The 20,336-nt window shown below is 61.3% G+C and carries 20 protein-coding genes; 9 read left to right on the forward strand and 11 right to left on the reverse strand.

The window, feature by feature from the left end:
• Positions 1 to 297: 297 nt before the first annotated feature.
• Positions 298 to 2,037, forward strand: coding sequence for a single-stranded-DNA-specific exonuclease RecJ (gene recJ, locus BEN48_RS17535; RefSeq protein WP_070736495.1), 1,740 nt, complete (start codon positions 298 to 300; stop codon positions 2,035 to 2,037).
• Between the two features lie 41 nt (positions 2,038 to 2,078).
• Here recJ and BEN48_RS17540 read toward each other — a convergent pair whose 3' ends face one another.
• Positions 2,079 to 2,660 carry a hypothetical protein gene (locus BEN48_RS17540; RefSeq protein ID WP_070736496.1) on the reverse strand — a complete coding sequence of 194 codons (582 nt, stop codon included), beginning with the start codon at positions 2,658 to 2,660 and terminating at the stop codon, positions 2,079 to 2,081.
• Positions 2,661 to 2,706: 46 nt separating this feature from the next.
• Entirely contained in the window at positions 2,707 to 3,069 is a 363-nt protein-coding gene (locus BEN48_RS17545) for a DoxX family protein (protein ID WP_070736497.1), read from the reverse strand.
• Between the two features lie 190 nt (positions 3,070 to 3,259).
• Between BEN48_RS17545 and BEN48_RS17550 the strand changes: the two genes are divergently transcribed.
• Together BEN48_RS17550 and BEN48_RS17555 are read left to right on the forward strand one after the other, a co-directional pair.
• Positions 3,260 to 4,417 carry an acyl-CoA dehydrogenase family protein gene (locus BEN48_RS17550; RefSeq protein WP_070736498.1) on the forward strand — a complete coding sequence of 386 codons (1,158 nt, stop codon included), beginning with the start codon at positions 3,260 to 3,262 and terminating at the stop codon, positions 4,415 to 4,417.
• A 159-nt stretch (positions 4,418 to 4,576) separates the two neighbouring features.
• Complete coding sequence (locus BEN48_RS17555; protein WP_070736499.1) at positions 4,577 to 5,503, forward strand: AraC family transcriptional regulator; 927 nt, start codon at positions 4,577 to 4,579, stop codon at positions 5,501 to 5,503.
• An 81-nt stretch (positions 5,504 to 5,584) separates the two neighbouring features.
• Here BEN48_RS17555 and BEN48_RS17560 read toward each other — a convergent pair whose 3' ends face one another.
• Positions 5,585 to 6,289, reverse strand: coding sequence for a hypothetical protein (locus BEN48_RS17560; protein ID WP_070736500.1), 705 nt, complete (start codon positions 6,287 to 6,289; stop codon positions 5,585 to 5,587).
• A 237-nt stretch (positions 6,290 to 6,526) separates the two neighbouring features.
• On the reverse strand, positions 6,527 to 6,889 hold the full coding sequence (locus BEN48_RS17565) for an eCIS core domain-containing protein (RefSeq protein ID WP_070736501.1): 363 nt from the start codon (positions 6,887 to 6,889) through the stop codon (positions 6,527 to 6,529).
• A gap of 335 nt (positions 6,890 to 7,224) precedes the next feature.
• Here BEN48_RS17565 and BEN48_RS17570 point away from each other — a divergent pair, with 335 nt between their 5' ends.
• The 4 genes from BEN48_RS17570 to BEN48_RS17585 all read left to right on the forward strand — a co-directional run bounded on the left by BEN48_RS17570 (position 7,225) and on the right by BEN48_RS17585 (position 12,059).
• Positions 7,225 to 7,920 carry a C40 family peptidase gene (locus BEN48_RS17570; RefSeq protein ID WP_070736502.1) on the forward strand — a complete coding sequence of 232 codons (696 nt, stop codon included), beginning with the start codon at positions 7,225 to 7,227 and terminating at the stop codon, positions 7,918 to 7,920.
• 224 nt (positions 7,921 to 8,144) lie between these two features.
• The gene (locus BEN48_RS17575) at positions 8,145 to 9,881 is read left to right on the forward strand and encodes a DUF1800 domain-containing protein (protein WP_083321190.1); all 1,737 of its coding nucleotides are present in this window, start codon (positions 8,145 to 8,147) and stop codon (positions 9,879 to 9,881) included.
• Between the two features lie 95 nt (positions 9,882 to 9,976).
• Positions 9,977 to 11,554, forward strand: a complete 1,578-nt coding sequence (locus BEN48_RS17580; protein WP_070736503.1) for a DUF1501 domain-containing protein — start codon at positions 9,977 to 9,979, stop codon at positions 11,552 to 11,554.
• A 187-nt stretch (positions 11,555 to 11,741) separates the two neighbouring features.
• A complete protein-coding gene (locus tag BEN48_RS17585) occupies positions 11,742 to 12,059 on the forward strand; it encodes a hypothetical protein (RefSeq protein ID WP_070736504.1) in 318 nt (105 codons plus the stop codon).
• Between the two features lie 84 nt (positions 12,060 to 12,143).
• Here BEN48_RS17585 and BEN48_RS19225 read toward each other — a convergent pair whose 3' ends face one another.
• The 3 genes from BEN48_RS19225 to BEN48_RS17595 form a co-directional block, all read right to left on the reverse strand.
• Entirely contained in the window at positions 12,144 to 12,311 is a 168-nt protein-coding gene (locus tag BEN48_RS19225) for a hypothetical protein (RefSeq protein WP_158010238.1), read from the reverse strand.
• Between the two features lie 457 nt (positions 12,312 to 12,768).
• Positions 12,769 to 15,210, reverse strand: a complete 2,442-nt coding sequence (locus BEN48_RS17590) for a penicillin acylase family protein (RefSeq protein WP_070736505.1) — start codon at positions 15,208 to 15,210, stop codon at positions 12,769 to 12,771.
• Between the two features lie 159 nt (positions 15,211 to 15,369).
• Positions 15,370 to 16,209, reverse strand: coding sequence for a septal ring lytic transglycosylase RlpA family protein (locus tag BEN48_RS17595; protein ID WP_070736506.1), 840 nt, complete (start codon positions 16,207 to 16,209; stop codon positions 15,370 to 15,372).
• A 509-nt stretch (positions 16,210 to 16,718) separates the two neighbouring features.
• Between BEN48_RS17595 and BEN48_RS17600 the strand changes: the two genes are divergently transcribed.
• Complete coding sequence (locus BEN48_RS17600; RefSeq protein WP_070736567.1) at positions 16,719 to 17,636, forward strand: DUF72 domain-containing protein; 918 nt, start codon at positions 16,719 to 16,721, stop codon at positions 17,634 to 17,636.
• Here the strand turns inward: BEN48_RS17600 and BEN48_RS17605 are convergent.
• The 4 genes from BEN48_RS17605 to BEN48_RS17620 all read right to left on the reverse strand — a co-directional run bounded on the left by BEN48_RS17605 (position 17,625) and on the right by BEN48_RS17620 (position 19,663).
• Positions 17,625 to 18,230 (reverse strand): arylesterase, encoded by a 606-nt coding sequence (locus tag BEN48_RS17605; RefSeq protein ID WP_070736568.1) that lies wholly within the window; start codon positions 18,228 to 18,230, stop codon positions 17,625 to 17,627. The genes BEN48_RS17600 and BEN48_RS17605 overlap by 12 nt on opposite strands.
• 61 nt (positions 18,231 to 18,291) lie before the next feature.
• The gene (locus BEN48_RS17610; protein WP_070736507.1) at positions 18,292 to 18,594 is read right to left on the reverse strand and encodes a DUF4286 family protein; all 303 of its coding nucleotides are present in this window, start codon (positions 18,592 to 18,594) and stop codon (positions 18,292 to 18,294) included.
• A 97-nt stretch (positions 18,595 to 18,691) separates the two neighbouring features.
• A complete protein-coding gene (locus BEN48_RS17615) occupies positions 18,692 to 19,138 on the reverse strand; it encodes a DUF6526 family protein (RefSeq protein ID WP_070736508.1) in 447 nt (148 codons plus the stop codon).
• A 105-nt stretch (positions 19,139 to 19,243) separates the two neighbouring features.
• Positions 19,244 to 19,663 (reverse strand): hypothetical protein, encoded by a 420-nt coding sequence (locus BEN48_RS17620; RefSeq protein WP_070736509.1) that lies wholly within the window; start codon positions 19,661 to 19,663, stop codon positions 19,244 to 19,246.
• 143 nt (positions 19,664 to 19,806) lie between these two features.
• On the opposite strand from BEN48_RS17620, the gene BEN48_RS17625 reads away from it, so the two are divergent.
• On the forward strand, positions 19,807 to 20,268 hold the full coding sequence (locus BEN48_RS17625; RefSeq protein ID WP_070736510.1) for a GNAT family N-acetyltransferase: 462 nt from the start codon (positions 19,807 to 19,809) through the stop codon (positions 20,266 to 20,268).
• The last annotated feature ends 68 nt before the right edge of the window (positions 20,269 to 20,336 follow it).

Genomic DNA, 20,336 nt, shown 5'->3' on the forward strand with positions numbered 1-20,336 from the left:
GCCTCGGCGCGTTCGACATTTGCGCGGAAAAAGGCGCTCAAACGGGTGTGGATGCCTCCGCACATCGAACGCGCCAAGGCGCGTTCCTACCCGAAAAACACAAACATTACGGCCAGCGCCAGGATAAATACTACGTACATCAAGCCATCGGAGAGGATGTACTGGCGGTATTTGCGGTAGAACGCCTGGAGCTTGTGCATGGAAAACGGGAGCAGGTGAGCCGGGCGCAAAGGTAGGCCGGCTGGCGTGGGGGAGGGGTTTGGTCGTACTTTTGGGGCCATTTCTACGACGTATCAAATGCCCATATCCGCTAGTAAGCGCTGGAATTTTATCCCCGACTCAGACCCTCAACAGGTTCACCGCCTCACCCAGGCCCTATTCATTGCCCCCGAGATAGCCGCCCTGCTGGTGCAGCGCGGCATAGCCACGCCCGAAGCCGCCGCCGCCTTCTTCGACCCCGACCTGCGCCAGCTGCCCAACCCGCTGCTGATGCAGGGCATGGCGCAAGCCGTGACCCGCCTCAGCCACGCCCTCAGCGCCGGCGAAAAGGTGATGGTACTGGGCGACTACGACGTGGACGGCATTACCTCCGTGGCCACGGTGATGAGCTACCTCATGCCGCTGTTCGGCGCGGAGCGGTTGCGCGACTACATCCCCGACCGCTACACCGAGGGCTACGGCATTTCCCAGAAAGCCATTGATTTTGCGGCCACCAACGGCTTCGCCCTTATTGTGGCGCTCGACTGCGGCATCAAGGCGGTGGAGCAGGTGGCTTACGCCACCAGCCAGGGCGTCGATTTCATTATCTGTGACCACCACCTGCCCGGCGAGGAGCTTCCTAAGGCGGTGGCTGTGCTCGACCCCAAGCGGGCCGACTGCGAGTACCCCTACAAAGAGCTGTCGGGCTGCGGCGTGGGCTTCAAGCTGATGCAGGCCCTGGGCGAGCATTTGGGCCTGCCCGAGGCGCCGCTGCACGACCTGCTGGACCTGGCCACGGTGAGCATTGCGGCCGACATTGTGCCCATTACCGGTGAAAACCGCATTCTGGCGGCCCACGGCCTGAAGCGCTTCAACGAAGACGCGGAACTGCTGCGCCCTGGCCTGGCTGCCCTGCGCGAGCTGGCCACTCTGCGCGAAGGCCCCCTGGGTATCAGCAGCCTGATATTTGGCTTCGCGCCGCGCATCAATGCCGCCGGCCGCATGGGCGACGCCCGCCGGGCCGTGGCCATGCTGCTGGCCCCCGACCAGCAGGAAGCCCGCTACACCGCCGAAGTGGTGGACCAGATGAACCAGCAGCGCCGCGGCTCCGACCAGCAGACCACTCAGGAAGCCCTGGACATGATTGCCGGCAGCCCCATGCTGCAGAATGCCCGCGCCACCGTGCTCTACAAGGCCGACTGGCACCAGGGCGTGCTGGGCATTGTGGCCTCGCGTTGCCTCGACCAGTACTACCGCCCCACCGTCATCCTCACCCAGCGCGACGGCAAGGCCACGGGCTCGGCCCGCTCGGTGGCGGGGTTTGATGTGCACGAGGCACTGGAGTCCTGCTCTGCCCTACTCGACCAGTTTGGCGGGCACCGCGCGGCGGCCGGCCTCACCCTGAAGGTGGAGAACGTGCCCGCTTTTCAGCACCTTTTCGAAGAGGTAGTGGCCAATACCCTGACCACCGAGCACCTGGTGCGCCCAGTGGAAATAGCGGCAGTATTGCCCCTGAGCCGCATCAACGAAGAATTTTTCGCCGAACTGCGCCGCATGGAGCCTTTCGGCCCCGGCAACCCCAACCCAGTATTTGCCTCGCAGCGCCTGCTGGCCGTGCCCAACAGCGCCCGCGTGGTGGGGCAGGGGCACCTCAAGCTCCGCCTGGCATCGGCCGATGCCCAGGGCCCGGCCGTGGATGCCATCGGCTTCGGCCTGGCCGACTACCTGCCCGAAATAGAGCAAGGCCAGCCCTTCAGCGCCTGCTACACGGTGGAGCTGAACGAGTACCGCGGCCAGCGCAGCGTGCAGCTGCGCCTGCTGGACGTGCGCTGGGAGTAGATACGGAGTCCGCAGGACCCCGATTTATTTCCAGGCTGGGCCTATCTGGTGGCGGGAAGGGGACTAAAGAAGTAGCTGGTCTTGCTTCCCTTGCCACCGTTGGAAGTACTGTTGCTGGTGCGCTTCAAGTAATTGCCGCGCACAAATACCCACGTGGCGGCGGGCTTGTTAAAAGGCTCCGTGTGTTGCTTGAGTTCGAGCCGGACAAGCTGGTTGTTTTCGTAGCGCTCGGTCAGGAACTTACGGCCTTTAGGGTCGTGGTACGCTACTTTTTTTAGCTCGATTCCGAACCGTTGCTTCACCACTTCCCGCTTGACGGGTTGCTTTAGCTGCGTATCGCTGAAGCTTTTTATCCGGCGGTGAACACTGCCGAAATTGCTCTGTGATTCACGGAATGAAACCATCAGAGTTTCTGCATCAGTATAAGCAGTATTGACCAGCCGGGTGAGCGAGTCGTGCGCTACAGCGTAGCGGGCCGCCTCCGAAGGAGTGCCCGGCAGCCGGTAAACGCCCAGCGAGGTGGCCGGTTGGCTGGTGGCAGCAGTAGGCTGGGCCTGGGCAAAGGAAGCGGTGGCTACGCCAAGCAGGCACAGCAGTGGGCTGGCCAAACGGGGTGCGTTCATCAAAATGGAAAAGGTGGTAAAAAAGTGGCCGCAATATATAGCTGCCCTAGCGGTGGCGGCTTGCGCGCCACACCCACCACATGAGCGGCAGCTGCAGGGGCAGTCGGCCCCACGCCACCCAACCCGGAATACCCAGCTTTTCGTGTATTAGCGCCATGTACACATTGGCCGGAAACACGGCCACCAGCAGCGCCAGCAGGCCCCAGCCGGCCCAGCGCCGGGTGCGGGCGGGCAGCAGCCCCAGTCCGCCCAGGACTTCAAACGCCCCGCTCACGTACACCAAAGTAAGCGGCTGCGGCAGCTGCGGTGGCATAATGGCCAGGTAAGTGGCCGGGTGCAGGAAATGCCAGATGCCAGCAAACACAAAGATTGTGGCCAGCACCAGGCGGCTGAGAAGTGGCAACGACATAGGGAAGCAACGAAGAGAGAGCAGGGCGTAAAGCTAGCAGCGCAGCCGGCTGGCAAAAAATAGCAGCCACCGGGAGAGAATTCTGCCCGTTGGGTTGTTGTGCACCGTATCGGAGCCCGAATAGTACACCTTGCCCACCGCCTGCGGCGGGCGTACTTTTGTCTTATCAATCCATTTTCCCACCCCGTCCATGCAAACCGCCACTTCCACTAACATTTATCAATTGACCGAAGAGCAGCTGGCTGTGCGCGACGCCGCCCGCGAGTTTGCCCAGGAGCTCTGGGCCGGCGTTATCGAGCGCGACGAGCACCAGAAGTTTCCCACTGAGCAAGTTAAGAAAATGGGCGAGCTGGGCTTTATGGGCATGATGGTGAGCCCCGAATACGGCGGCAGCGGCCTTGACACCGTGAGCTACGTGCTGGCCATGGAGGAAATCAGCAAAGTGGACGCTTCGTGCTCGGTTATCATGAGCGTGAACAACTCGCTGGTGTGCTGGGGCTTGGAGCAGTACGGCACCGAGGAGCAGAAGCAGAAGTACCTGCCCCGCCTGTGCTCGGGCGAAATCATCGGTGCTTTCGCCCTGAGCGAGCCCGAAGCCGGCTCCGACGCCACCAGCCAGCGCACCACCGCCGAGGACATGGGCGACCATTACCTCCTCAACGGCACCAAGAACTGGATTACCAACGGCACCACCGCCTCGGTGTACCTCGTGATTGCCCAAACCAACCCCGAGCTGAAGTCGCGCGGCATCAACGTGCTGATTGTGGAGAAGGACATGCCCGGCTTCATCACCGGCCCCAAAGAGAACAAGCTCGGCATCCGCGGCTCCGATACCTGCTCGCTGATGTTCACCGACGTGAAGGTGCCCAAGGAGAACCGCATCGGCGCCGACGGCTTCGGCTTTAAGTTTGCCATGCAGGTACTGGCCGGCGGCCGTATTGGCATTGCGTCGCAGGCCTTGGGCATTGCCTCCGGCTCGCTGGAGTTGAGCCTGAAGTACGCCAAGGAGCGCAAGGCGTTTGGCGTGGAAATCGCCAAGCACCAGGCCATCCAGTTTAAGCTGGCCGACATGGCCACCAACATCGACGCGGCCCGCCTGCTGTGCCTGCAAGCCGCCGCCGACAAGGACAACCACGGCGACTACGCCAAGTCCGGTGCCATGGCCAAGCTCTTCGCCTCGAAAGTGGCCATGGACTCGGCGGTGGAGGCCGTGCAGATTCACGGCGGCTACGGCTTTGTGAAGGAATACCACGTGGAGCGCTTCATGCGCGACGCCAAGATTACCCAGATTTACGAAGGCACTTCTGAAATTCAGAAAATTGTGATTTCGCGGGAAATCCTCAAGTAAGGCCCGAATTGCCTAAAATTCAGATTCATTGCACAAAACCCAGCCACAAAATGGCTGGGTTTTTAGTTTTTGTGAATTTCAACGTGTTATATTGCACTGCGGTAGCCACCCTGTTATCCTATCCGCTTCCCGTCGCCGGCTATTCTGGCCATTCAAATTATGGAAGATTACAATAAAGTCATCGAATCATTGGGCGTTCGCTACATCAAAGCGAAAAACTTGGTCTTGCACCAGCCCTTCACCGTGCGCAACTCCTACGATGTTGGTAATAATCTAATTCTGCTGCACAAAGGCCACGTCACCTTCGGCGAAGATGAAATGGTGGTGGAGGAGGGCGACATGCTGTTTATTCCCGGTGGCCGCCCCACCCGCGTGAGCTACGGCATCGACCTGAAAAACCGGGTGATTTCGAACGACGACCTCATTACCAACAAGGACAAGTTTTTTCACTCCAACGACAACCTCGACCTCATCGGCGACGACGAGGAGAGCCACACCTTTGTGAGCTTCGAGGCCAAGGTGTTTGACTCGGTTAACTTCTTCGCGTCGCTCGACGTGCCGGCGTTTCTCATCAGCGGGCAGCAGAAGCTGGCCAACCTGGTGGTGAAGGTGGTGGAAGAGAGCATCCAGGACCTGCCGGGCCGCGAGCGCCTCATCAACATCTACACCGAGAACATTGTGGTGGAGGTGGTGCGCTACGTGCTGCGCAACAACATGTTTGTGGAGCAGCTGGCCACCAACAGCACCTACTTCAAGGACCCGCGCCTCATCGACCTGTTCAACTACATCAAGGAGAACCTGGGCGGCGACCTCAGCAACAAGGTGCTGAGCGGCGTGGCCAACGTGAGCGAGGACTACGTGGGCCAGTACTTCAAAATGCTGACCAACATCAACCCGCAGGACTACATTGAGTACCAGCGCATGGAGCGCGCCGTGTTCCTGCTGCGCACCACCAAGAAAAGCATCCGCGACATTGGCAAGGAAGTGGGCTACAAAGACACCGCTTATTTCTGCCGCCGCTTCAAGATGATGTTCGGCATTCCGGCCGGCAAGATGCGCCGCCGCGAGTCGGCCATGAACATCTAGCCGCTTCGGCTACCCAACAAAAAGCCCCGCTTCGGTTACGAAGCGGGGCTTTTTGTTTACGCAAACTCAGTAAGCAGCTGCTTACTCAACGCTGCGGAAATCATCGTTTTTGGAGCGTTGGCTGCTCTCCGAAGTCCGGGCGCTGGCGTCGCTGCCCGGCGTGGTAGAGCCAAAGCCCGAGCCGGTGCTGCTGTTGCCGTAAGCCGAACCGCTATCGGAGCGGCCGCTGCCCACGCTGGTGCGCCGGCTGTTGGAGGCGTCGGGGGCCTGGTAGCCGGAGCTGCGGCCGTAGTTGCTGCCGCTCTGGCGGCCGTAGCGCGACTGGGGCTTGTCGTCTTTGCCGCCGTTTTTGCGGGTGGCCAGGTAGCCAATGCCCGCGGCGAGCAAGGCACCGCCCACAATCTTCTGGGTGGTGGAGAGCTCGCCTACGCGGCTGGCGGCCCGCGAGCTCCAGTCCTTCACGGTCTGGGGCAGGTCGTTCACGCCGTTGAGCACGCCCGAATCCTCAATCCATTTCTTACCGCTTTCGATGGCGGTGTTCAGCATCTTGTTGCCTTGCTGGTCTACGCCCTCGCTCTGGCTGCTGCTGCTGGTCATAGCGTTTTGGTCATTGGACTCGCGGTCGGTACTGGCCGTGGCGCTTTGGCTGCTGGCTCCGCGTGCCTGCCCAGCGGCTGCGCCGCCTTTGCGGGCCCCGCCTGCGTTGGCGTTAGAAGTACCGGCGTTTTGGCTACGAGCGTCGTCGCCGGGCATAGAGGAGCCGGGCTGGTTTTCTTGGTTGTTCATAATAATTGGAGAGGAAGTGGAAGTGAGAAAGAAAGGAACGTGCAGCTTCGTGGTGTAGGGGCTGCCGATGCTTTTATTCGTAAGTTCCTCCCCATATGTTACGCTAACCCTCAATATTTTAAACGCCCGCCCCAATTCTGTATGGGCCGGACGCGGGCTGGCAGAGCGGAGGCCAGTGGCCCCAGGCTCCTGCCAACCCCAACGGATGCTGCGCTTGGGCCAACGCTGGGCCGCCGGCTATGCCGGCGGGCTCTTGGGCTGGGAATGCAGGGGCCGCGGCCGTAGTATGTGGCCGGGGGTGGCAAGTACCACGCGGCGGGCTTCTTCGCGGGCTTCTACCTCGTACTTGTTGTGGTAGTACCCCACGCGGGCCGACTCGACCAGGTACTTCCAGAGAAAGGGCACGAAGCCGTGCTCCTTAAACTGGCGGAGGTGCACCAGCTCGTGCGCCACCCATTCGGCATCGGCCAGAAACTCTTCCCGCGTGGTGCCACTCAGGTGCACCGTCTGGCCAATGACCATGGCTACCCGCTGGCTGCCCAGCACCCGGCAGGCAATGCGGGCAAGGGGTGAGGAAGTCCAGGTACGGAGGTTTTGCATAGCACCAAGGTAGAGAGGGAAATTTTGAGCGGATGGATACGGCAAAGGCGGTGCTACGGTTGTGAGCTTATCTGCTATTTTAACGATATGTAATTGACTTAAACAAAGAATTTTTGGCTTTTTTAAGGTAAAAATGATTGAGTAACCAAATCTATGGTTTAGCTTTACCTAATAAGCGAATTCATGGATAATATGAATTAGCACATACAAGTCTTTTTCTCACCTCGTTACTTGGCTGCTTTTAGCCTCGCCTATCGCCTAAGAAACCCACTGCCCCGGCTCTTCCTTAACCCTGCCAGGAACCCGGATTTTTGCCCCACTCCCTACGACGGACAATGAAACATAGCATTCTGTATTGCCTCGCCGCTGCCTCCCTGGCACTCTCTTTCTTCTTCGAACAAGCCCCCAATGCTTCGATTACGGCCCGTGCCTCTGTGGCGCCCACCGTAGCCGAAGCATCGTTGTTTCCGAGCCTGACCATGAGCGCCCCCGGGGCCACTGTACCCAGCATAGCACCGGCCCCTGCCAAAAAGCCGGCCACGGAGCCCACGGAGCCCACATCCGAAGAACTGGCCGCTTCCCGCGATTCGCTGGCCTACCACTACTACGAACAGACCCTGGGCCTGGACCTGGCTTTCAATGAAAACAAAGACCTGCTGCGCTCCGTGACCGAATGGATTGGCACGCCTTACCGCTACGGCAACAATACACGCCGCGGTACCGACTGCTCCGGGTTTGTAACCCGCGTGTTTCGCGAAGTATACGGCGTGACCCTGCAGCGCTCCTCGCGGTCTATGTTTACCACCACCAAGCACATTGCCAAGAGCGAGATGAAAACCGGAGATTTGGTGTTCTTCCGTCGTGGCAAAGGCCCGATTTTTCACGTAGGCATCTACCTGAAAGGCGGTAAGTTTGCCCACTCGGCCACCAACGGTGGCGTGATGATAAGCTCCCTGAAGCAGGAATATTACCAGCGTAATTTCTACGCTGCCGGCCGCGTGCGTGCCACCGAGGGAACCACGGAAAACTAAGCGTAGGCACGGCTCCTAAAAACGAGGCAAAGCGCCCGGCCCCAGTGGCCGGGCGCTTTTTTGTTGTAGCCTCCGCCCACCCACCGCCAACCAAAAAATATAGATAGCCGAATTAAACCTTGCCTCAACTGTGAAGTCATTGGTAAACGGCTGAATTATAGATTGAAAAACCCCGCTTGTTTCATCTATATTTAGAGCCGATTTCGGCTTTTTTGCGTGCGTATATGAACCGTAGACTTTTCCTCCAACGAAACGCGTCCGTCCTTACGTCGCCGGTGGCGGCCGTGGCGGCGCCAGCCGCCGCAGGCCCCGCCGTATTGGCGCCACAGGACCCCCCCGAAACCATCAGCCGCTACGCCAACCGCAAGCTGCCCACGGGCCTGTCGCGCGCCACGAGCACGCTGGCGCCCTACGCCGGGCCGTGGGGCTATGCCCAAGCGGCGCACCTGCTGCGCCGCACCCTGTTTGGCCCCACCCGCCCGCAGATCCTGACGGCAGCCGGCGCCACGCTCACCGCAGTGCTCGACGACCTGCTCACGGCGCGGCCAGCGCCGGCGCCGCCCCTGAACGTGTCCACTGCCGACACCAGCGTGCCCATCGGCCAGACGTGGATATCCCAACCCTTCGACCAGAACGTGGAAGGCGCGCGGCGCACTTCGCTGCGCGACTGGTGGCTGGGGCAGCTGCTGGGCCCCGACGTGTCGCTGGTGGAGAAGATGACCCTCTTCTGGCACAACCACTTCGTGGTGGAGTTCAACGACATCAACGACGCCCGCATGGGCTACGAATACTCCCGGCTGCTGCGCCAGCACGCCTTGGGCAACTTCCGGCAGCTGGCCAAAGACGTGACCGTGACGCCGGCCATGCTCCGCTACCTCAACGGCAACCAGAGCACGGCCGGCAACCCCAACGAGAACTACGGCCGCGAGCTGCTCGAGCTGTTCACGGTGGGCAAGGGCCCGCTCATTGGGCCCGGCAACTACACCCACTACACCGAAGCCGATGTGCAGGCGGCCGCCCGCGTGCTCACAGGCTGGCGCGACCAGGGTGCGCCGGTGGGCAGCTACTTCACGGCCAGCCGGCACGATAACACGACCAAGGTGTTTTCGGCCGCGTTTGGCAACGCCACCATAGCGGGCAGTGGCGCTACCGAATACCAGAACCTCATCAACCTGATATTCCAGCAGGCCGAAACGGCGCGGTTTATCGTGCGCAAGCTGTACCGCTGGTTTGTGTACTATGTAATTGATGCGCAGGTAGAAACCGATATTATTCAGCCCCTGGCCACGTTGCTGATGCAGAGCAGTTTTGAGGTGGCGCCGGTGCTGCGCAAGCTCTTCAGCTCGGAGCATTTCTTTGACGAGGCCAACGTGGGCTGCCTCATCAAAAGCCCGCTGGACTTTTCGGTGGGCCTGTGCCGGCAGATGCAGTTGGTGTTTCCGCCTGCCAGCAGCACCGTGGCACAGTACGGCATGTGGAGCTACCTCAACGGAGTGGCGAATCTGCAGCAGCAAACCCTAGGCGACCCGCCCAATGTGGCGGGCTGGGCGGCCTACTACCAAACCCCGCAGTTCCACGAGCTGTGGATAAACGCCGTGACGCTGCCGCGCCGAAACCAGATAACGGACCTCTTTATTGCCAATGGCTACACCCGCAACGGAGCGAAAATCGTGATTGACCCGGTGGCGTTGGTGCAGTCGTTTCCGGCCACCACGGCTTCGGACTGCAACCAGCTCATTGCTGAGTTTGTGCGGCTAATGCTGCCCATTCCGCTCACCACCAACCAACTGGGTTTCCTGAAATCGACGCTGCTGCCCGGCCTGCCCGACTTTGAGTGGACCGTGGAGTGGCAGGAGTACCTGGCGGCTCCCAACAACACCGCCAAACGGGCGGCCGTGAACACCAAGCTGCAGGCCATGCTGCGGGCCCTGATGGGACTGGCCGAGTACCACCTTTCTTAAGCTGTTGGCTGGCAGCTAGTAGCTCTCGGAAAAAATTCATTCGTCAAATGAAGCTGCTAGCTAATGGCTAACGGCGAATAGCTAACGGCTTAATTATGAAGCGTCGCGAATTTCTACAAACCACGGCGGCCGCCACGGCGGGTACGGCCTTTCTGAGCGGCTTGCCAGTGGGGGCCTACGGCTACTCGCCCGAGCTGGCCGCCCTCACCAATGCCGCCACACAGTCGGATAAGGTGCTGGTTATCATTCAGCTGCAGGGTGGCAATGATGGCCTGAACATGATTATCCCCCTGGACCAGTACCCGGCCCTGATGGCGGCGCGGCCCAACCTGGCCCTGCCGCAGTCGGCGGTGCTGCCCCTCACGGCGGCCACGGGCATACATCCGGCCATGGCGGCGTTGCGCAGCCTCTACCAGAACGGCCAGATGGGCGTGGTGCAGAGCGTGGGCTACCCCAGCCCCAACTTCTCGCACTTCCGGGCCACCGATATCTGGACCTCAGGCTCGGATTCTAATGTGAACCTGACCACGGGCTGGGCGGGCCGCTACCTCAACAGCGAATTCCCGGGTTTCCCCACGGGCTACCCCAACACCCAGAGCCCCGACCCCCTGGCCATCAGCATCGGCTCGGTGGTGAGCAACTGCGTGCAGGGCCCTGCCGTGAACATGGGCATGGCCATTGCCAGCACGTCGTCGTTTTACCAGCTGCTGAGCGGTGGGGTAGATGCCGCCCCCAACACCCCGGCTGGGCACGAGCTCACGTTTATCCGGCAGGTGGTAAGCCAGACGCAGGTCTACACCACCGCCATTCAGGAGGCGGCCCGTCGCGCCCAGAACCTTTCGCCGCTCTATCCCGCGGCGGGTCAGAATTCGCTGGCCGACCAGCTCAAGATTGTGGCCCAGCTGGTGGCCGGGGGCCTGGGCACCCGCATCTACGTGTGCAACCTGGGCGGCTTCGATACCCATACCCTGCAGGTGCCCGCTACGGGCAGCACCACCACCGGCACGCACGCCACGCTGCTGGGCCGCATCTCCGAAGCCGTGAACGCCTTTCAGGACGACCTGCGCCGGCTGGCCATCCAGGACCGGGTGGTGGGGCTCACGTTCTCGGAATTTGGCCGCCGCATCCGGGCCAATGCCGGCAACGGCACCGACCACGGTGCCGCTGCTCCGCTGCTCGTATTCGGCACCCGGGTAAACCCCATGATACACGGGGCCAACCCCACGCTGCCCGCCAACGCGGGCGTGAACGACAACGTGACCATGCAGCACGACTTCCGCAGCATCTACACCAGCATTCTGCAGGACTGGTTTCAGGTGGCGCCGGCCACGCTGGCGCAGCTATTTGGGCGCAGCTTCCCCTACGTGCCGGTGCTGCGGCCCAATGCCTTGCTGGCCACGACCAAGGCCGCGGAGGTGGCCGATTTTACGGTATACCCCAACCCCGTGGCCCGCGAGGGCCGTACCACAGTAGCCTACGAAAGCACCGGTGGGCACGTGCAGGTGGTGCTGCTCGACACGCTGGGCCGCGAGGTGCGCCGGGCCGTGGACCGCATGCTGCCCCGCGGCGCGCAGCTGCTGCCCCTGGACCTAAGTGGCCTGGCTGCCGGCGCCTACTACTGCCAGGTGCGCGAGGCCCAGCGCAGCGGCTCGCGGATAGTGGTGATTGAGTAAGAAGGCTCATAACCAGTACACAAGCGACAGTAGCTGTTCCCGGTAAAGGGGCGGCTGGCTAGGTGCGCCGCAGGGTTTGCGCATTAATGTGAGAGAAAAGGCAGCCCGGAAAGACGCTTTTGCGTACAGCTATTTTCAAGGCTAAGGCCTTGCATCCTTTTCCTTCCTTCTTTCATTACCCTCTTTTATGGACTCCAAAATTGAACAGCAGCTCGAAAAAATCATGCCCGAAGACCTGGCGCGTACTTTCGAAAGCGCCTACCATGTGCTGGTACAAGGCAACCACGAACACATGGACGACCTGCTGAAAAACGGTGGCGTACTGCTACGCAAAGCCGCGCAACGGTTCACTCCTACTCAGATGGTATTGGGTGTAGCCGCCCTGGCCACCGTGGCCATTGTGCTCATTGGCCGCGAGATGAACAGCGAAAGCGAAGGTGAAGCTCACGATGTGAGCGAGGATAAGCGCCAGCTTGCCACCAGCAAGGAAAAAGGGAACAAGTAAGTCTTCGGACTCACCAGCCCAAACAAGAAAGGCCGCTTCCTATCCGGAAGCGGCCTTTCTTGTTTGGGCTGAGGGGCGCTGTGCTTATGGAAACGGCGGGTTGATGGTGCCATCGCCGCCGCGTGGGCTGCTGTCGGGCACCGACCGTGTGGTGATGGAGCTGGGGTTTTGATCGGCCTCGTTTTCGTCTTCGGGGTCTGGGTCGGGCTCTTCCTCAAAGTCGTTTTCGGGGTCGGGCGCGGCCAGGTTCATCGTCAGGATTAAGGGCCCGGTGGCAGTGGGCGCACTCCAGTGAGCTGTTACGCAGGCACCAGAAGCGGTATGGCACCGTGTTTCTTCTGCTGATTCACCGGATTTTATTTCGAATCTGTCTGCGTGTTCCCATTTTACCTTGCACACGGCCCACAGGCCGGCAAGGGGCCAGGGTTCGTGCCAGCGCTCGGCCAAAACGTGTGTGCCAAAGGCTTCACAGCATGGATGAACCGTGATGGCACAAAAGCTGGCAGCGCATAGGAACTACCCAGACGTGTGCGAATGGCGGTACCATAAAGGAGTTGCATATTCATAATACTGGGTGAGGTAGTAATAATGGCGATGGGAGACGACAGGCTGTCCGCCGACTGCGGCGCTATCAAAATTTCGTAATATGAATATATAATAAAATTACCAATATTATGCAATCGAGCGGACGGAATTTGCTACTGCGGAGCTACTTGCCCTGCTGCTTCCAGGCCGTGGTTGCCCGTGGATTGGCTTCGGTAGCCGAGCGCAGGAACACCAGCTCATCGAGCTGGCCCACGCGCCAGGTTTCCAGCATATTGTTGTAGAACGGCGAACCGGGGTTGCCGCTCTGTCCGCCGGGATACACGCCGTAGGCGCGCACCTGGGGGCCCAGGGCCACCACCATGCGCCAGGAGGGCCCGTTGCGCTCGGAGGTGGCGTTCACGATGCCCGCGCCGCCCCCGCAGTCCACGTCCAGCTGCCCGAAGCCGGGAAGTTGGAGCAGGTGCAGAATATCGGTGCTTTTCTGGTTGGCCCAGCGCCACTTAGGGCCCAGGGCCCCAAACTTGCGGGTGAGTGAGTCGGTGGCGAAACGCAGGCTTTGCAGCGCCAGCTGCGGCAGCGTCTCCTTGGCGGGCGTGCGGCGGTCGTCAATCCAAGGCGAATGGGGCTCCTGTAGAATCAGGTTATTGGTGCGGTCGCGGGACGGGTAGCGCATTTCCAGGCCGGTGACTTTGGCGCCGAAGTCGTCGTCCCACAGGCGCTTTACCAGGTCCGCGTACCAGAGGCTGAATACGCTGGGGCCGATGGCGTCGGCGGTATACAGGTAGGGCCAGCGGCGCAGCTCAGCCAGTACCTGGGCTTCGGCCGGCCGGATAGCGGCCCCACTTACCAGGGCCAGCATTTTGGGCAGTATAAGCTGAGCGTTAAGGTCGAGTACGTCGTTTTGGAGCTGGCGCAGGCTGTCGGGCGTCACCTGGCTCATGGCCGCGAGCCGCTCGTTGATGCGGTGGCCGCGCTCGTAGTTCGCGTAGTTCCAATGCAAGTAGTATGGGTAGTCGGGTCCGGCCGAAAACTGGTTGGCGGAGCTCACAAAGCCCCGCGCCGGGTTTTTCACGTGCGGGTTGTGGGCCGCCGGTATCCAGCCCTGCCAGTCGTGAGCCGGGTCGGTTCCGTCCAGGATAAACTTGCCCTGGTCGCGCCACTTTAGTGGGAAGCGGCCGTTGGGCCAGATGGCGATATCCTTCTGGTTATCAGCAAAAATAAAGTTCTGGGCCGGGGAGCCGTAGTGCACCAGGGCGGCCGTGTAGTCGGGGTAGGAGCGGGCCCGGTTCAGCTCATAGAACGCCAGTACCTCGTTGGCGCCGTCGTGGGCGGTCCAGCGCATGGCGTGGGCTATGGGCATCTGGGCCAGAAAGGGCTTCTCGGGCTTGTCGTACACCACCGGGCCGTGGTGGGTGTAAAGCACGGTGTCGAGCCGGTCGGGGCGGCCGCGCACCTTGATGTGCTCCACCACGCGGCGCACGGGCTTCCAGCGGCCGTCGTGCCAGTATTCGCGCTGGGTATTGTCGCGGAACTTCAGCTGGTAGAAATCGAGCACATCGGCCGCTACGTTGGTCACGCCCCAGGCCGTGTTTTCATTGAAGCCGATAATGACTGTGGGCGCGCCGGGAATGGTAACGCCGTACACGTTCACGCCCGGCGCACTGAGCTGAATCTGGTACCAGATACTGGGCAGGTTGAGCTGCAGGTGCGGGTCGTTGGCCAGCAGCGGATAGCCCGAGGCCGACTTAGCGCCGCTCACCGCGAAGTTGTTGGAGCCCAACTCGGCATCGGGTTCGGTGCGCAGCTGATTGGCGGCCTGGGCCGCGGCAAACGACTTGGGCACGGCCGGCGTGGGCAAGGGCTTAAAATCCAGCGGCGTGCCCACCGGTACAATGGGGTCTTCCCGTGTGGGATAATCCGGAAACAGGTCCTTGGTCACGGCCGGGCCGTACTTGCCCAGAATGTTGCTCATGCGCAGGTCGTCGGTGCGCCCGCTCAGGTCCCAGGCCATGAATTTGAGCAGCAGGGCGCATTTGAGCGGCTGCCAGGGCTCCGGCTGGTAGTCGAGTAGCTTGTATTCAAACGGCAGCGTGGCGGGCGTGAGCTGGCTGATGTAGGCATTCACCCCAGCCGAGTACGACTCCAGCACGGTGCGCGTGGTGGGGTTGGCCAGCATCACCTTCAGGGAGTTGGCAGCACCAAAGGGCAGGCCCATGCGCCGGAAAAACCGGTCGGTTTCCAGCCGCGCCGGGCCCACTATTTCGGCCAGCCGCCCAGCGGCTACGTGGGTCTGGAACTCCATTTGCCAGAGCCGGTCGCGGGCCGTGAGGTAGCCCTGGGCGAAGTACAGGTCCGGGTCGTTCTGGGCGAATACGTGGGGCACGCGGCGGTCGTCGTAGCGCACAGTCACGGGTTGCTGCAGGCCGGGCAGGCCCAGGGTCTGCTCGGCGGGAAAGGCGCCGGGGGCTTCGCCGTTCTGCCAGAAGCCCCGGTACGGGCTCAGCAGCTTGCCAAACGGCGGCACGTCGCCGTGCTTGGTGTTCAGCGTCCAGACGAGGGTGAGGCTCACGGCGAGCGTCAGCAGGGCTTTAATCCAGGAAATCATACGCTCAGGGGCGGGCCGCCACGGCCCGAATGCCCTAAATGTAGAACCCTGCCGGGGTTTCTCGTCCCTCTCTTACCCAAAACAACCCCACCAGGCAGCGCGCGGTGGGGTTGTTTGTTTTGGATGCCTTATAGTAGGAGTGGTGCCGGGCGGCGCGGGTCAGCGCAAGGCTACTTCGCGCACCAGCCCGCCAATGCCCCACACGCGGAGTTGCTGGCGCACGGCTTCAGCCTCAGGCCGCTCGCCAAAGTTGCCCACGAACACGCGGCTGCGCTGGCGGCCGTCAAGCAGGTCCTGCGACAATTCCACTTTCACGTCGGGCAGCAGCGACTTGATGCGTGCCTGCATCTGGCGGGCGTTGGCCACATCGCCAAAAGAACCAGCCTGGATGAGGAAGCCCGAGGGGCAGTTCACCGATTCGGTGGCCGTCATTACGACCGTCTTGCTCACGGTGGCGGCGGCAATCAGGGCAGGCTTTTCGGTGGGGGCCACAGGGGTGGCGGCGTTGGGCTCCGGGGCGTCGTCGTTGGGCACCGAGTAAGTGGTGTAGGCCGCATCGGGGTTGGGGTCGGCGGCAAACAGCTCGGCCAGGTTGTCGGGAGTGGTGGCAGGGCCCAGGGGCGTATTGGCTTTCACTACTTCGGCTACCACCGTGGCGGCGCCGCATTCGGTGATGCCCAGGGGGCGGGCGGCAATTTCCGAAAGGTCAATAATCCGCTCGTGGCGGAAGGGGCCGCGGTCCGTGACGCGCACGACCACCGACTTGCCGTTTTTCACGTTCGAAACCCGCAGGCGGGTACCAAAGGGCAGGGTTTTGTGCGCGCACGTGTACTTGAAGCGGTTGAACCGCTCGCCGCTGGTGGTTTTGCGTCCCTGAAAGTAGATGCCGTACCAGGAGGCCCGTCCGCGCAATACCGTGGTGGCGCTGCTGGTGGGAGTGGGGGTCGATGCTGCTTTGGTGGTGCCGGGGGTGGAGGCGTACGCCGGGGCGCTCAGCAAAGTCAGGTATAAAAGTATGCTGGAGAGGAAGGGTACCTTAAAGGAACGAAATAAAAACACGCGTTTTGCAGATGGTGAGCGGGACAAACATAGAGCCCCCCGTACCGGCATTGCTAAGTTTTGCAGAGCAACTACTAATGGTTTTGGGTTAAAAATTGACCTTTTCTAATAAAACTTGCATTTAATTTATTCCTTTACTAGTAAAGAAAGCAGCCGTACGGTAGCGCTAAACTATATTTTGCCGAACCAGGACCAATTCATTGCACAGGTGCAAAAATTAGATTATGCGACGCATACAAAATTTTGTCATCGGCCCGCCAACTCCTTCTGAAACCGGGTTGCGTGTGTCCGGTTTTTTTTGTAATGACTTAAGCCAAAACCTTATCCGTTGCCAGGCCGGTGGCGGGCGGCGCGGGCTGGCCGAGATGGGCGGCGGGGATGAGGCTTTTTGCCCCAACGCATTGTTTGCAAAACCGGCCGCTGGCGGCGCGGACGGCTACCTTTGCACCATGGATTTTGGCCGCCTGCCCGACCTGCGCTACGTTGACTTTCGCCTCCCGACCGACCACCCCGAAACCGCCCGGGTGCTGGCCCGGGCGCGGGCCACGCAGCCCACACCGGCCGGCCTGCACGTGGGCTGCCCCATCTGGACCAACAAGGAGTGGCTGGGTACCTACTTTCCGGCGGGCATCAAAGAACCCGACTACCTGCACTACTACGCCCAGCAGTTCAACAGCATTGAGCTGAACACCACGCACTACCGCATTCCCGATGCCGGCACCGTGCGGCGCTGGAAGGCGGCCGTGGGGCCGGACTTCAAGTTTTGCCCCAAGCTGCCGCGCAGCATCAGCCACGAGCGGGAACTGTTTCAGGCCGACGACCTGGTGGTGTCCACGGCCCGGGCCTTTGAGAGCCTGGGCGAGAACCTGGGCTGGGCTTTCCTGCAGCTGCCGCCGCACTTTGGGCCCGAGCACCTGCCGCGCCTGGAGCGCTTCCTGCTCGACTTTCCGGAAGCCGTGCCACTGGCCGTGGAGCTGCGGCACCCCCGCTGGTTTGCCGACCAGGGCCTGGCCGATGCCGTGTACGCCACCTTCGAAGCCCTGAACAAAACCCTGGTGATAACCGACGTGGCCGGCCGGCGCGATGTGCTGCCCATGCGCCTGACCACGCCGGTGGCCTTCATCCGCTTCAACGGCCACGGCCTGCACAGCACCGACTACCAGCGCGCCGATGCCTGGGCCGAGCGCCTGGCCGCCTGGGTAGCCCAGGGCGTGCATGAGATTTACTTTTTCATCCACCAGAAAGACGTGCGCCACGCCCCCGTGTTCGCCACATATTTTCTGGATAAGATGCGCGCCCTGACGGGTATTGCCGTGCCGCCGCCCTTCGTTATTCCCCAGCCAGTGCAGGGAAACCTATTCGGGTAGAAAGACGCCCTGGCGCGTTCCTGCGAGTAGCGGGCCAAGAATTTGCCACACGTTTTCGGCCAGTATTTTCTGGCCTGCCGCGTTGGGGTGCACGCCGTCGGCCAGGTTCAGCTCGCGGCGGCCCAGCACGCCCTGCAGCAGAAAAGGCACGAAGGGCAGGCTGTTCTTGTCGGCTAGAGTCCGGAACAGAGCCTTGAACTCGGTGGCGTAGTGGGCCAAGCGGTGGCCACCCAGCGGGCCCAAGTCGAAGGGGAATTCCAGGCCGGCCAGCACCAGCTGGGATTCCGGGTGCTGCCGCCGCACGGCGTCAATGATGAACTGCAGGTTGTGGGTGGTTTCGCGCACCGCAATGCCCCGGATGCCGTCGTTGGCCCCCAGGGCGAGTACGAACGTCTCCACCGGGTGCCGGGCCAGCACCGAGGCCAGGCGTTGCCGCCCGCCGGCGCTGGTTTCGCCGCTCACCCCGTAGTTGTAGGCTTTAAAGGGCAGCTGCTGTTCGTCGAGCCGCCGTTGAATAAGGGAGGGAAAACTGGCGGCAGCCGGCAGGCCGTAGCCCGCGGTAAGGCTGTCGCCGAAAAAGATAAGATTTTTCATAAGGTGCTTTTTAAACAGCACCACGACCATTTTCGTGCCCTGACACGTGGCGGGAACGGACTTATTCTACCACCTCCAGCACCGTGCGGAACGAGACGTACTGGCCGGCAAAATGGGCCTCCATATCGGCGCGCAGCGCGGGGGCGCACAGGCGCTGGTACTCGTCCAGCTGCTCCACGCTGAGGCAGTAGTACTGGGCCGCGTAGGTGATGCCGCCTTCTTCTTCATCGAGCAGGCGGCAAAGCTGGCTTTTGATGAAAAAACCGGTTTCCATCACCTCCGGCATGTGAGTGGAGCGCATGTAGTCCAGCCACTTGTCGGCCACGGCGGGCTCAATGCTACTGGTTACGTTGTAAAGAATCATAAAGTCAATGGGGAAAGGAGCGAATGGGGATGACGGGCGAATGAAGCTAATAGAGTGAACGAAAAACAGTCACCCAATTGCTCCTTAACCCACTTAATCAAACGCGCATTGAGTCGAACTGGAAATTGGTGATACGGGCCTGGATGTCTTTGGGTGACAGTTTTTGAGCGGCGGCGGCCTGGGCCAGGGCGGGCAGCTCGTCGTCGCCGGCCAAGCGTAGGCTCAGAATCTGGGCAAGGCTGAGCTGCGTTTCGAGTTGGGCAAAACGCTGGCCGCTCACTTCAAAGTACCGCTGCCGTACTTCAAGGCGGCAAATCCGGTCTTGCAGCTGCAAGGCGTAGTGCTGGCGCAGCATGAGCAACACGCCCAAGCCAATGACGCCCAGGGCTGCTACTGTGAACCACAACCGGGCAATTTCATCATTGTCGCCGGCCACGTCGGCGTAGTGCTTGATGGCGTAGCCAGCCATGATGAGGGCCAGCGGCAGCAGCACAAAATGGTGCCACGGATAAAGTTGAACGGTGTTTTTGGTGGGGCTGGACATGGGCGGTGAACGACGGCGAATGAACGAAAGTAGCGCAGGGCGCTGGAAGGAGGCACAAAAAAACTCCAGCCGAAGCCGGAGCTTTTCCTTGGGTATGGGCTGCGACTATTTGCTGGCCTTTTCGAACTCTCGGGCGCGCTTCTTTTCGGCTTTGGCCTGGTCGCGGGCAAGGCGCTCCTGCTTTTTGGCCTCGCTGGCTGTTTTGCGCTGCTCTTTGAGTTGTGCTTTTTGGGCCTTGGCCTGCTCGCGCTGGTCTTTAAGCTGTTTTTTTAAGTCTTTCTGAGCGTTTTCCTGCTCCTTAAGCTGGTTTTTGCTGTTGCGCACGGCTTGGTCGCTGGAGTTGGTCTGCTGCTTCTGGGCCTCGTAGGCGGCTTTGGCCTCGTCGGCGCGCATGCGTTGCTGCTCCGGCGTGAGGGGCACGGCAGTGGGGTCTACAGGGGTAGTGGCGGGTGTGATTTGGGCCGTGGCCGTGCCGGCAACGGCGAGGGCGGCCAGGAGGGCGGCGCCGAAAAATAGATTTTTCATGGGAGGGTTTGAGAATCAACGAACCGTTGGTATTGCCTTGAAACGCAGGCCGCAACGGGAAGTTGGCATTTGGAGTAACTTCCGCGGGGCAGACAGTCCGCCCGGGAACTGCCCCTATTCACCAGAACACCACCTGAAGTTGCATGAAAGAAATAGCTATCCGGGTAGCAACCCCCGCCGATTTGGAGACGCTTCTACGCTTTGAACAGGGCGTAATTACAGCCGAACGGCCCTTTGACCCCACGCTGCGGCCCGACCCCATCCAGTATTACGACTTGCCGGCCCTTCTGGCCAGCCCCCAGGCCGTGGTGCTGGTCGCCGAGAGCCAGCAACAACTGGTCGGCTCTGGCTACGTCCGCATTCAGGCCGCCAAAAGCTACCACCTGCACCAGCAGTACGGCTATCTGGGATTCATGTACGTGGAGCCGGGCCACCGCGGGGAGGGCATCAACGGCCTGCTGCTGGCCGCCTGCAAGCAATGGGCAGCAGCCCGGGGCCTAACCGAGCTGCGCTTGGAGGTATATGCCCATAACCAGCCGGCCATCCGGGCCTACGAAAAGGCGGGCTTTGCAGGCCACATGCTGGAAATGCGAGTGGCTGTTTGAGTTATCGGTTTGTTGGGCTGGCGCGCGTCTGCGACGCGTTGCCGACTTGCTCTGAGCCTGTGGCTCGC

Source organism: Hymenobacter glacialis, from assembly GCF_001816165.1.
Classification (GTDB): domain Bacteria; phylum Bacteroidota; class Bacteroidia; order Cytophagales; family Hymenobacteraceae; genus Hymenobacter; species Hymenobacter glacialis.

Coding starts and splice junctions, on each gene's coding strand:
- recJ (WP_070736495.1), top strand. CDS start 298: ATGCCCATATCCGCTAGTAAGCGCTGGAATTTTATCCCCGACTCAGAC.
- BEN48_RS17540 (WP_070736496.1), bottom strand. CDS start 2,660: ATGAACGCACCCCGTTTGGCCAGCCCACTGCTGTGCCTGCTTGGCGTA.
- BEN48_RS17545 (WP_070736497.1), bottom strand. CDS start 3,069: ATGTCGTTGCCACTTCTCAGCCGCCTGGTGCTGGCCACAATCTTTGTG.
- BEN48_RS17550 (WP_070736498.1), top strand. CDS start 3,260: ATGCAAACCGCCACTTCCACTAACATTTATCAATTGACCGAAGAGCAG.
- BEN48_RS17555 (WP_070736499.1), top strand. CDS start 4,577: ATGGAAGATTACAATAAAGTCATCGAATCATTGGGCGTTCGCTACATC.
- BEN48_RS17560 (WP_070736500.1), bottom strand. CDS start 6,289: ATGAACAACCAAGAAAACCAGCCCGGCTCCTCTATGCCCGGCGACGAC.
- BEN48_RS17565 (WP_070736501.1), bottom strand. CDS start 6,889: ATGCAAAACCTCCGTACCTGGACTTCCTCACCCCTTGCCCGCATTGCC.
- BEN48_RS17570 (WP_070736502.1), top strand. CDS start 7,225: ATGAAACATAGCATTCTGTATTGCCTCGCCGCTGCCTCCCTGGCACTC.
- BEN48_RS17575 (WP_083321190.1), top strand. CDS start 8,145: ATGAACCGTAGACTTTTCCTCCAACGAAACGCGTCCGTCCTTACGTCG.
- BEN48_RS17580 (WP_070736503.1), top strand. CDS start 9,977: ATGAAGCGTCGCGAATTTCTACAAACCACGGCGGCCGCCACGGCGGGT.
- BEN48_RS17585 (WP_070736504.1), top strand. CDS start 11,742: ATGGACTCCAAAATTGAACAGCAGCTCGAAAAAATCATGCCCGAAGAC.
- BEN48_RS19225 (WP_158010238.1), bottom strand. CDS start 12,311: ATGAACCTGGCCGCGCCCGACCCCGAAAACGACTTTGAGGAAGAGCCC.
- BEN48_RS17590 (WP_070736505.1), bottom strand. CDS start 15,210: ATGATTTCCTGGATTAAAGCCCTGCTGACGCTCGCCGTGAGCCTCACC.
- BEN48_RS17600 (WP_070736567.1), top strand. CDS start 16,719: ATGGATTTTGGCCGCCTGCCCGACCTGCGCTACGTTGACTTTCGCCTC.
- BEN48_RS17605 (WP_070736568.1), bottom strand. CDS start 18,230: ATGAAAAATCTTATCTTTTTCGGCGACAGCCTTACCGCGGGCTACGGC.
- BEN48_RS17610 (WP_070736507.1), bottom strand. CDS start 18,594: ATGATTCTTTACAACGTAACCAGTAGCATTGAGCCCGCCGTGGCCGAC.
- BEN48_RS17615 (WP_070736508.1), bottom strand. CDS start 19,138: ATGTCCAGCCCCACCAAAAACACCGTTCAACTTTATCCGTGGCACCAT.
- BEN48_RS17620 (WP_070736509.1), bottom strand. CDS start 19,663: ATGAAAAATCTATTTTTCGGCGCCGCCCTCCTGGCCGCCCTCGCCGTT.
- BEN48_RS17625 (WP_070736510.1), top strand. CDS start 19,807: ATGAAAGAAATAGCTATCCGGGTAGCAACCCCCGCCGATTTGGAGACG.